Genomic DNA, 10,921 nt, shown 5'->3' with positions numbered 1-10,921 from the left:
CCGGACCACGGCCAACTCCCCACCCAGCACACCCGGTCAACGACACACCCGATCAAACGGACACGCCACCGGCGAATCAACCTGACCAAGCACTACTAGGGACTGTTCTGAGTTCAGATCACGTGGTGGGTTGGAGGCTGCGGAGTCACAGGATGGCGCCGCGTAGGTGGAGTCCGGCGAGGTGGGCCAGTGGTGTCATATTCAGCTCACTGGGCGGCATCCGATGGCTCGTACCAGAGGCTCGTCATCGGTGAGCGCATGGTCCAGCCCAGCGAGGAGTAAAGCGCCCGACCGTCGGGCGTGCCGACCAGGAGGCCAGTCTTTGCACCGGCCTCGTACGCGGCGCTCTGCAGCGTGCGCATCACCAGGCCGCCCAGGCCCTTGCGCCGGTGCTCGGCGGCGGTCTCGACCTGGTCGACCACGACATGGGCGCCTACCTGGGCGATCTGTCCACGGGCGGCGAAGTGCCCGGCACGCGTGCGGACCAGTACTCGGCTGACGTCGCCCCGGGTCCAACTGGTGAGCGTGTAACCGGCCGGCACCTCAGGGCGCTCCGGTACTAGGTGGCAGGTCATCAGAAAACCGGGGCTGTCGCGCCGCCAGCCCGGCCCGACCCAGGGCAGGACCGCCTGGTCCTCGGCGAACAGCTTCAGCCACGTCCCGGGCGCGCTCGTCGCGGCGACGATCTTGCGCACATCGGCCTCGGAGGGCTCCGGCAGGACGTGCCGGGCGACGTGCTTGGGCTGCCCGACGTCGATCGTCCACCCCCACGGCTCGTCGACCGGGTCCGAGCTGCCGCGGGAGACGACCCAGCCGTTGATCCACATCCGCACGAGCTCACTGATCCTGGTGTCCGGCATCGCCGCCCGCCCCCCTGAATGGTAATAGGTGATAGTGCAAAATGAACCTTACGCAACAGGCGCGGGATTTGACCATAGGAGTAGGTCGCTTGGCCAAGAATCACGAGCGATTGCCACGGGTAGCCACTGGGACTGTTCCGAGTTCAGATCACCGACGCCGGGCGATCACGGCCCGGTAGAACTGCGGTGTGACGCGTGGTGATCTGAGCGATGCCGAATGGGAGTTGGTGGAGCCGTTCTTGCCGCTGGGTGAGCGTGGGCCAATCCCTGACCTGCGCCGACAGTTCGATGCGGTGATGTGGCGGTACCGGACTGGGAGTCCGCGGCGGGACGTCCCTGAGCGCTACGGATCCTGGTCGACCGTCTACGGCCGGTTCCAGCTGTGGGTGGCGGCTGGAACCTTTCAGGCATTGATGGACGAGATGATCGCCAAGGCCGCAACGCGGGGGCAGGTCGACCTCAGCCTGGTCAGCGTGGACTCCACGGTGGCCCGCGCGCACCACCACGCGGCCGGGGTGGTCGTCGACCCGGAGTTGCTGCGGAATCTGGAGAAGGCCGTCGCGGAGGAAAAGGGGCTTCACCAAAGGGGCAAAACGAACCGCTATCGGCGGTGCCCGACCCGGCCGACGAGACGGACGACGCGACTCGCGAGCAACGCCGCCGCGTGCGCCGCCGCCGCAGGGCCCGGCTTCGCGCGGCCGAGCTGGGGCGCTCGTGCGGCGGGCTGACCACCAAGACCCACCTTGCGGCCGAGCGTCGCTGTCGGCCGTTGTCCTTCATGCTCACGCCCGGGCAGGCCGCCGACAGTCCCCGCTTCATCCCGGTCGTCGAGCGGATCAAGGTCCGCGGTCCGGCGGGCCGGCCCCGCACCCACCCGGACGCGATCGCCGGCGACAAGGCGTACTCCTCCCGCGCCAACCGCGCCTACCTGCGCCGACGCCGGATCAGGGGCGTCATCCCAGAGAAAGCCGACCAGACCGCCAACCGCAGGAAGAAGGGCTCGCGCGGCGGCCGTCCCGTCACGCACGACGCCGACCTCTACAAGGACCGCAACACCGTCGAGCGCTGCATAAACAAGATCAAGGAGTGGCGCGGTCTGGCCACTCGCTATGACAAGACGCCCGACAGCTACCTCGCCGGACTCCACCTACGCGGCGCCGTCATATGGCTCCGCAGCCTCCGGCCCGCCACATGATCTGAACTCAGAACACCCCCTAGCCCCCGTGCTCGGCAAACAAGCCGCCCACACCTGGGTCTACGAGCACAGCCAGCACGCCCAGGAAGCCCGCCGCCCGCTCCAGGAGCACCTGCTGACCATCCCCGGCGTCCCCCTCACCCGGGACCAACTGGCCCGCGCCCTGGACCCGCTCCGTCACCTCGGCCGGGCCCCGCAGCTCGCCGACCGGCTGGCCCGACGGGCCGAGCAGGCCCTGCAAGCAGACCGCGACACGACGGTCACGGCTCCAGCAGCATGCGCCGGATCTTGCCCGTGACGGTCCTCGGCAGCTCCGCGACGATCCGCACCTCCCTGATCGGCACCGGGTCCCCGTAGTCCGCCTCGACGAACGCCTTCAGCTCCGCCGAGAGCCCCTCGACTTCCCCGCCGACGCCCGCGGCCGGCACGGCCTGCAGAACCAGCGCCTGTCCGTGACGGTCATCGGGCACGCCCACGGCCGCGGCCTCGGCGACCGCGGGATGCCGCAGCAGGACCGCTTCCATCTCGGCGGGGGCCACGTTGAAGCCACGCGAGATGATCAGGTCGTCGGCGCGGCCCAGCGGAGTGATCAGACCGCCGTCGCCGAGGACACCCGCATCCCCGGTGACGTACCACTCGGGACCGTGCGGATACCGGACGGCCGTCTGTTCGGGGTCGTCGAGATAGCCGGGAAACGCCATCAGCGGACTTGTGGGCACCCGTAGCGCGATCCGCCCGGCCACACCGGCCGGGGCTGGATCAGCGGTCTCCAGCTCAAGGACCCGCACATCGAAACCGGGCAGGACAGCCATGGCGGACCGCGGCTGCGGCCGCTGCGTCTGCCCGGCGGCCACAAGAGCGGAGCTGTCGGCGTTGGCCAGGAACCAGCCGCCCGTTTCGGTCTGCCCCAGCGCATCGGATACGGGCCCCAGCACCTCCTCGCACCACTCGCGCACTGGCTCCGGCAACGGCTCACCCGAACTCAGACAGCGCCGCACCATGTGCCGCATCGGATCCGGCGGGGCCTCGTCGCGCAACGCCCGGTACATGGTCGGCACCGAGGCGAAGTTGGTGACCGGGTGAGCGTGCAACACATCCCGCACCAGGGCGGGCGATGGCGCGGCACCACACAGGACGAGCGAGGGCACCCCCTCCAGCAGCGCAGCCAGCAACCCGAAGAAGACGAAGTAGCCCCACGCCGGCGGTGACTGCACCCACAGCAGATCGTTCGGACGGGCGTCGGCGCAGCACGACAATCCGGCGCGGAAGACGTCCGTCATCGCCATCGTGACCGGCACACCCTTGGGCACTCCCGTCGTGCCGGAGGTGAACAGGCAGGCGATTGCCGCATCCGGAGCGTAGGAGGCAGGCTCTCCGACATCACCGCGGGCAGCAAAGACATCCGCCCCCATCGCCCCGTCCCCGTCGACTACGACAACCTCGACACCGGGCACCCCCGCTGCCTTTGAACTCTGTTCTACGGACGTGAACACGAGCTCGGCCCCGCTCCGCCCCAGTCGATGGGCGACGGCCTCGGGACCCAGCTCCGTGAACAGCGGCACAGCCACCGCCCCCCGATGCCAAATCCCCAGCATCAGCGCAAGCAACTCCCGAGAGTGGTCCAACAGCACCGCCACTGCCTGCCCAGGCCCCACACCCCGTTCCCGCAGGAAGACGGAGAACCGCTCGGCGTCCACGCGTAGTTCGCCACACGTCAGGGAGTACGCCGTGAGATCAGGCGACACAAGCACGAACGCGGAATCCCCCACCGGTCTCTCGACAAGGAGCCGGAAGAGGCACGAGCCGGATGCGACGGCACGGACGACTGCCATGAAGGTCTCCTTCACCACGGGAGAGCTGCGCCCATCCTCGCCAAACCGGGCCCTGCCATGGAACCAGCGCACCGAGTCACCACCCGGCTGCGGCGGGCGCCGTTCACACCAGGCGCTTCATGACGCTCCCCTTCCGGGGGCCTTCACCCCCAGGTGGGAGGCCGGGACGCGAAAAAAAGAAGGCGGTGAGGCCCGTACGCCCACGATGCCCACCTTCCGAGAGGAGGGCAGGCGGAACCTGTCCCCAGCACCGAAGATCGCGCACCGATGAGTTTCCCGCGCCGCGCCGGTCTGCACGCGTGAGACCGACTCACGGAAGGCCGGCACCATGCGGAAATTGATCTACGGCATGAACCTGACCCTGGACGGCTACATCGCCGCGCCCGGTGACGACATCGGCTGGAGCGTGCCGAGCGACGAGCTGTTCCAGTTTTGGTCCGACCAGTTGCAGGCGACCGACCTGTCGCTGTATGGGCGCAAGCTGTGGCAGACGATGAGCTCCTACTGGCCGACCGGCGACCAGCAGCCGGGCGCCACCCCGGCGGAGATCGAGTTCGCGCGCCGCTGGCGGGACATGTCGAAGGTGGTGTTCTCCTCGACGATCGACAAGGTCGACTGGAACACCCGCCTGGTCACCGGCGACGCGGTCGCCGAGATCACCCGGCTCAAGGCCGAGGACGGCGGCCCGATGGACATCGGCGGCGCGACGCTCGCCGGGGCGGCCATGCGGGCCGGGCTGATTGACGAATACGTACTGGCCACCACGCCGGTCCTGGTGGGCGGCGGCACGCCGTTCTTCACCGCGCTGGACAGCTGGGTGAACCTGAACCTGGTGGAGACGCGGACGCTTCCCTGCGGCGTGATCCTGACCCGGTACGAGACGAGGCGCTGAGCTTCAAACGCATGGGCTACGGCCGCGCGAACCTCGACCTACTCCGGCGGCGCGTCCTCAGCAGCCCGTGAGTGCCAGACCGAGGTCAGTACCAGCGGCTGAACGCAGCAGCACCGGATCCGGCCTCTGCGGCGTATCGCATAACCCGTAGGGGCGCGTCGATGAGTTCCGCCGCATCGCAGTCGGGTGTGTCGCCCATCGCGGTCATCCAGTCGGCAATCCGGGAGAGGGCGGTGCTTCGCTGCGCGTCGGACAGGAGCAGGGCTTCCTCAGCCCGAGGCAGAGCGGCCCGAACCTCGTCGGCGGACAGCAGGAAGTTCCCGAACCAGCCGGGAAGCATCGCCGATCGTTGAGCGCCAAGGCCGTAGCACAGGGCCGCGACCGGATTTGCCTTCCGGGCAGTCGCAACGAAGAGACCAGCGCCAACTGCCTGTGGCATCAACGCCATACTCGCGTCCTGCATTGCGTCCGTGGCCGCGGTGGACACGTTGGCGTCCTCGATGAAGTCCGCGAAACGATGGGCGAATGACGTGGGCGCCAAGGGTCCGGAAGGACCCTTGGCGCGCTCGAAAAACGTCTCTTCCTCGCCGCCGTTCAACCACCAGGCCAGCTCCTGGCTGAAATCCGGCGGCTTCTTCCAATCGCCGGGCTGTATGAGATGGACGTAACGGTTCGGAAGTTCCCGAGCCTCGGCGTCAGGGATGACGCCGACCACCCACGCCCCTGTCGAGCTCACCGTCACCTCTCTCAGCCTGCGGGGCAACTCTATCCGCCTGGCTCATCCGGGACAGCTGACTCAGCCGTCTTGATCTTCAGCGAAGCTGCCCATGGAACCTGTCTCCCACCGGACGCCGCCGTCCGCTCGTGGGTGGGCGGTCCAGCGCACGTCGAGCAGGTGCAGGCGGGACACGGGTCAGTGGGGCGTGGCTGGGGCTGATCCGGCACAGGGCGCTCTGTAGCGGGTCGGAATCGGCACTGTCGTAGGCGTAGTCAAGCGACGCATGCCCGCGACCGCCCTCGGTCGGCCCGCCGGTCGCGGGTGTGGTCTGGCGACGCACGGTCCAGATCCACTCTGGTCGTGGGAGGCGGCCACGAGCGCCTCGGCCGGACTGCCTTCTCCACGACGCGGACCGGGACGGCGATGGTCTTCTTCACCGTCGAGCGGCTGTGCTCGTCGGTTATCCGGTTCTGCACGGTGCGGTCGACGACGCCATTGGTTTGGCTAACCGGCGATCACGAGCCATGTTGCTGCCGCTTTTGGATGGCCGCAGGGCACTTAGCTGCGCAGATGGTCCTTCGGCTGCTTCACCGCCATCTCCGTTGACGCAGCCCGAAGTTCCAGGAAATGTTGTTGGGGCTCCTTGAAAATGGCTCTGTCCGCAGTTTCGTGAAAGCACCGGTAAGATCGTCTGCTCATGGATGCGAGTGCAGGGCCCGAGATGATCCCGGTTCCGGCCGGGCAGGTCACTCTGTCGGACCGGCGGACCCAGCGGAGTTGGGCGGTCGAGCTGGACCCCTACCGGCTTGCGACGTATCCCATCACCCAGATGCTGTACGCGCATGTGACCGGTGAGCGTCCAAGCACCGCCCGTGGGGACCGTCTGCCCGTCGAGGGCGTCTCCTGGTGGGACGCGGTCCGATTCTGCAACGCCTTGTCGCAACGCAAGGGGTTCACGGCCGCCTACCGGCAGGTCGGCGGCGAAGACATTGAATGGGACGTATCGGCCGACGGGTACCGGCTGCCGACCGAAGCGGAATGGGAGCACGCCTGCCGGGCCGGTACGGCGGGACCGCGTTACGGCTCCCTCGACGAGATCGCTTGGCATCGCGGCAACTCGGCAGAGACCATCCACGAGGTGGGAGGCAGGCGTCCCAATCTCTGGGGCTTTCATGACATGCTCGGCAACGTGTGGGAGTGGTGCTGGGACATCTACGACGCCGAGGTCTACGGCACCTACCGAGTTCTGCGAGGCGGCGGCTGGTTCGACGAGCACTGGAGCTGCCGGGCCTCCGTGAGGCGCCGCAGCCACCCCACGTTTCGGGTCGACGACGTCGGATTCCGCGTCGCGCGTTCCGTGGTGCGCTGATGCACGGTGCCACCTGGCAACGGGTCGAGATCCGCTGCCGCGCGACATCACCCAGCTGGGTGAGGATGCGGGCCCGCAGGAGGTCGAACGAGGCCCGGCCAAACATTGCTCTCTTGAGTGTTCTCACCCGGTTCACGTGGCCTTCGACCACCCCAGAGCTCCACGGCAGTGTCAGTGCGGCGGTGAGGGCGTTCAAGGTCCTGGGGGAGGAAGCCGGCGAAGCCCTTCATCGGCTTCGGGGCATCCTGCTCGGCCTGCCGGATCCACTCCAGCAGCAGGTATCCGCGCTGGTGGCGGACCAGGTCGGCGAAGGCCCGGGCGAAGTCGCAGGCTCGGGCGACGTCCAGGCAGGCGAGCCGGACCTGAAGCAGCCGCGCGTCCTGGCTCTCGGTGAGCGTCTCCCGGGGCCGCATGATCCAGGAGATGAACTTGCGGGGGCTTGGGATGTCGGCCCAGACAGGTTCTGCGGTGCCCGCCCGCAGGGTGGCGAGGTGTTTGCGGACGACCCGGCGGCTGCCGCGGTAGCCGCGGGCCTGGATCTCCAGATACAGCTGGGTGCCGCTGACCTGGCCTTGAGCCTGGGTGAAGCGGGTGTTCAGATATGCCTTGAACGGCTCCGGGACGCCGTTGGGGCCGTTCACGGGCCGAGGCAAGCAGCTGGTCGAGGTCGGTGTCGCGAAAACGGCGGACGGTCTTGCGGTCGAGGTTCAGCCCGCGGGCGATCGCGCTGATCGTCCAGCGTTTCTCCAGCAGGCGGTGGATGTCCTCGTAGCGGTCGGTGGCGGGTGCGTTCGATGATCTGGGTGCGTGGCAGTTCCGCGGGCGGTAACAGCATCGGGGCAGCTTCGGGCACTTCTTCGGTCACCGTCTCTTCCCCGGTGTGTCTGCGCAGGCAGTCGAGGTGCTGGTGGCAGGTCTTCTCCACCGCGGCGGACAGGTTCTGAAGCACATACCAGCGATCAGCTACTTTGAGGGCGTCGGGGGCTGCTTCCCTGACCGCCTTGGTGTAGGCGGTGGCTCGGTCCCGGCAGATGATCTCCGCGCCGGGATGCTCCTTGAGCCGGGCCGCGAACGTCTCGGAGGTACGGTCGGGCCCTGCCGTGCCCGGGCAGCACGTCCACGACCCGGCCGGCTTCGACGTCGACCAGCACGGTTCCGTAGGTGCAGCCCTCGCGGAAGGCGAACTCGTCCACCCTCAGCACCCTCGGCGCACAGTCCGGCACCGTCGCGCTGTCAGCGGCCGAAGCAGCAGAGTCCGGCCCGCAGCCAGGCTCAGGCGTCGGCACAGCCGGGCGGCTGGCCGGCCGCCGAGCTCGATCGACCGCAGCCAGCTGGTCAGCCCGGTGCTGGAACGGCGATACCGGGTGGACAGACCCGGGACCTGCTCGACGAACGTCGTACGGGAACAGCTCCTGCGGTCGCAGAAGTACCGGCGCACGCGCAGCCGGACAACCAGTAAGGATGGTTCCTGCTGGCCCTTCACCGTGTCACACTGCGGGTTCGCTTTCGTATGCACAGCAGAGAGATAAGCAGCAATGGATCTGTCCGAGTGGTATCGCGAGTGTGGTGCCGCAGCGTTCACTCTTGCCCCGACAAGCCCTCAGAAACTCCTCACGGCCCTTGGCGTCGTGGAATACCAGACGGTCGAGGACGTACTCAAGGAACTGCAGGAGCATCACGAGTACGCGTGGGTCCAGGAGAACATGGGCGCCCCGGAGGACCGTGAGACGCCCCTCCTCGCCGCGGCGGCTGTCGACAACGACTGGTCCGTTGCGATCGAAGTCGACGGCATGACCGGCTGGACAGGATGCAAGACGCAGATCCTGCGCTCGCTGTCGGAGTCATACGGCATCGCCTACAGCTGCTTCTACGACAGCCGCAACGCGCAGGTGCTCGTATCCTCCAACGGTATGAACCCGGCGTACATCAACACGCTGAGCGGAGGCCGGCGCGGTGAACTCGCACCCGACATGGACCGGGCGTTGACGGAGGCCGGATTCCACGGCGGAGGCTTCCGGGCGCTGGCTCCGCACCTCCAGGAGATGCGTGATGTGGAGCGGCTGGATACTGCCTTCTACGCTGTCTCCCGCCATCACTTGACCGACTGCGTCAACGCGGACGGCTGGATCGCGGGCCAAACGAGCAGCCGCTGACAGCAGCAGCCAACATGATTGAGCCGCAACTGCCGAGGAAAGGAGCGGCGCTTCCGATACCCGGGTCGCAAGCCACTCTCGACGGCCTCCCACAGCGCGGTCATTGAGCTCATGGACCGGCTCGACCGGAACACGATCGACCTCGTGGACCTCGCCCAGGCACGACTCGAGCTCTGGCACGGTACTCGCCCCGCAACATCGAGGCCCCGTCGCCCAAGCGCGGACTGGCCAGCGGTTCATGGACGAGGGCGAACACCAAGACCGCGGCTTCGCGAGGCGACAACGGGCCGCCGCACCGGATATGTGTCGTCAGTTCCTACGGCCCTCACTCCTGGGGGCAAGGGGTCGCAGGTTCAAATCCTGTCGTCCCGACTGGGAGTTCTCTTCACAGTCGCAGGCAGCCGAGTGGCTCGTTCCCGTTCTGTGCTTCTGCGGCTCTGCGGCTCTGCGGCTCCGCGGCCGGTGTCGATCCCGACCCGCCTCAGTCGGTCCGCGCCGTCCGCGCCCGTCGCGAGGCGAATCGCTGCGGTGAGAAGGGGGCGGCCGCGGCCGTCGTACCGGAAGCCCCCTGGCCTCCCTTGACCTGCGCCGCGATGATCTCCGCCGTCACCGGCGCCAGGGTCACGCCGAGCATGCAGTGGCCGCTCGCGACCAGGACGTTGTCCTTGCCCGGCAGGGGTCCGATGACCGGCAGTCCGTCGGGTGTCATAGGGCGTAGTCCCGTCCAGCCGTGCGGCCGCGCCCCCGCGGCGAAGCCGGGGAGGAACTCGTGGGCGGAGCGGACGATGCCTCGCAGCCGATGCGGGTCGATGGCCGCGTCGAAGCTGCCGAACTCCATCGTCCCGGCGAACCGCAGTCGGCCGGACAGCGGCGTGACGGCCACCTTCGCCTCGCCCAGGTACACCGCGTGCCGCAGGGTCACCGAACCGGTCGTGTCGTCGAAGCCGTATCCCTTGCCCGGCTGGATCGGCAGGGAGAACCCGGCCTTCCGTGCGAGCGGGCCGGTGTGCGCGCCCGCCGCGAGGACGAAGACATCCCCGTGGATCTCCTCGTCCCCGGCGACCACCGCCGTCACCGCCGGGCCACGGTGACGGATGTCGGTCACGCGTCGGTTGTGCAGGAACCGGACGCCGAGTTCCCGGCAGCGGGCCGTCAGGCCCTTGACCAGACTCGTCGGGTCGACGTGTCGTTCCTGCGGACACTGGAGGCCCGCCCGCACCTGTTTGCCGAGCGCGGGTTCGAGATCCCTGAGCTCATCGCCGGAGAGGGGGACGGCGAGGTGGCCGATCCGCTCCAACGGCGCCGCCGTCGCCTGGTACTCCCGCATGGTCTCCCGGGTGTGGAAGGCCATGAGCTGGCCGGTGCGGTGGTACTCGAAGCGGACGCCGTCCTTTTCGTACTCGTCGAACAACGAGACGGTTCGTTCGTTGAGGGAGACGAGAGACTCCAGGCCGTGCTGGAAGTCCCGGGGATTGCAGTGGCGCAGCATGCTCAGCATGAAGCGCACATGCTCGGGGCGCGGCGTGGGGCGGACGTAGAGAGGGCTGTCCTTGCGGGCCATCCACCGCAGCGCCTTGCCGATCATCCCGGGGGCGGGGACGGGAGCCGACATGATCGGGACGATCCACCCGGCGTTGTGGACGGACGCTCCCGCCTCGCCGCGCGTCGCGTCCACGACGGTGACGGACAGGCCGTCGAGCGCGAGGCGGTGGGCGGTGGCGAGTCCGATCACGCCCGCGCCGACGATCACTGCGTGGTCTGGCATCCTTGCACTTCCTGTAGTTCGGACCGGGGCGGGACGGCTCAGGGGAGGAACTTGTCGGCCAGCAGGCGGGCGACGGCCCAGTCCTGCATGGCGACGCCGACGGTCTTGAACACGGTCCGCTTGCCGTAGTCCGCGGC

General features: G+C 68.3%; 9 protein-coding genes and 2 pseudogenes. 5 read left to right on the top strand and 6 right to left on the bottom strand.

Annotated elements, in window-relative coordinates:
• Positions 1-206 precede the first annotated feature (206 nt).
• Positions 207-860, bottom strand: a complete 654-nt coding sequence (locus ABZ078_RS43450; RefSeq protein WP_356584072.1) for a GNAT family N-acetyltransferase — start codon at positions 858-860, stop codon at positions 207-209.
• Between the two features lie 188 nt (positions 861-1,048).
• On the opposite strand from ABZ078_RS43450, the pseudogene ABZ078_RS43445 reads away from it, so the two are divergent.
• Together ABZ078_RS43445 and ABZ078_RS43440 are read left to right on the top strand one after the other, a co-directional pair.
• Positions 1,049-2,055: pseudogene (locus ABZ078_RS43445) on the top strand (IS5 family transposase).
• Positions 1,970-2,353 (top strand): hypothetical protein, encoded by a 384-nt coding sequence (locus ABZ078_RS43440; RefSeq protein WP_356584071.1) that lies wholly within the window; start codon positions 1,970-1,972, stop codon positions 2,351-2,353. The pseudogene ABZ078_RS43445 and the gene ABZ078_RS43440 overlap by 86 nt, the downstream one beginning before the upstream one ends.
• Here the strand turns inward: ABZ078_RS43440 and ABZ078_RS43435 are convergent.
• Positions 2,316-3,887 (bottom strand): AMP-binding protein, encoded by a 1,572-nt coding sequence (locus tag ABZ078_RS43435; protein WP_356584070.1) that lies wholly within the window; start codon positions 3,885-3,887, stop codon positions 2,316-2,318. The two genes, ABZ078_RS43440 and ABZ078_RS43435, sit on opposite strands and share 38 nt — an antisense overlap.
• Positions 3,888-4,215: 328 nt before the next feature.
• Here ABZ078_RS43435 and ABZ078_RS43430 point away from each other — a divergent pair, with 328 nt between their 5' ends.
• Positions 4,216-4,779: a dihydrofolate reductase family protein gene (locus tag ABZ078_RS43430; RefSeq protein WP_356584069.1), complete on the top strand. Its 564-nt coding sequence runs from the start codon at positions 4,216-4,218 to the stop codon at positions 4,777-4,779.
• An 85-nt stretch (positions 4,780-4,864) separates the two neighbouring features.
• Here the strand turns inward: ABZ078_RS43430 and ABZ078_RS43425 are convergent, their stop codons facing one another.
• The gene (locus ABZ078_RS43425) at positions 4,865-5,494 is read right to left on the bottom strand and encodes a hypothetical protein (RefSeq protein WP_356584068.1); all 630 of its coding nucleotides are present in this window, start codon (positions 5,492-5,494) and stop codon (positions 4,865-4,867) included.
• A gap of 700 nt (positions 5,495-6,194) precedes the next feature.
• Here ABZ078_RS43425 and ABZ078_RS43420 point away from each other — a divergent pair.
• Complete coding sequence (locus tag ABZ078_RS43420) at positions 6,195-6,866, top strand: SUMF1/EgtB/PvdO family nonheme iron enzyme (protein ID WP_356584067.1); 672 nt, start codon at positions 6,195-6,197, stop codon at positions 6,864-6,866.
• A 47-nt stretch (positions 6,867-6,913) separates the two neighbouring features.
• On the opposite strand, the gene ABZ078_RS43415 is transcribed toward ABZ078_RS43420, so the two are convergent.
• On the bottom strand, positions 6,914-7,507 hold the full coding sequence (locus tag ABZ078_RS43415; protein ID WP_356584066.1) for a hypothetical protein: 594 nt from the start codon (positions 7,505-7,507) through the stop codon (positions 6,914-6,916).
• A pseudogene (locus ABZ078_RS43410) lies at positions 7,504-7,953 on the bottom strand (transposase); the annotation flags it as partial. The pseudogene ABZ078_RS43410 and the gene ABZ078_RS43415, both read right to left, overlap by 4 nt.
• 448 nt (positions 7,954-8,401) lie before the next feature.
• Between ABZ078_RS43410 and ABZ078_RS43405 the strand changes: the two are divergent.
• On the top strand, positions 8,402-9,019 hold the full coding sequence (locus tag ABZ078_RS43405) for a hypothetical protein (RefSeq protein WP_356584065.1): 618 nt from the start codon (positions 8,402-8,404) through the stop codon (positions 9,017-9,019).
• Positions 9,020-9,500: 481 nt separating this feature from the next.
• Here the strand turns inward: ABZ078_RS43405 and ABZ078_RS43400 are convergent, their stop codons facing one another.
• The gene (locus ABZ078_RS43400; RefSeq protein ID WP_356584064.1) at positions 9,501-10,784 is read right to left on the bottom strand and encodes an FAD-dependent oxidoreductase; all 1,284 of its coding nucleotides are present in this window, start codon (positions 10,782-10,784) and stop codon (positions 9,501-9,503) included.
• Between the last annotated feature and the right edge of the window lie 137 nt (positions 10,785-10,921).

This window comes from Streptomyces sp. NPDC006385 (assembly GCF_040612485.1).
In the GTDB taxonomy this organism is placed as follows: Bacteria; Actinomycetota; Actinomycetes; order Streptomycetales; family Streptomycetaceae; genus Streptomyces.
Note: the sequence above shows the minus strand (reverse complement) of the source record. Positions and strands in the feature narration are given on the sequence as shown.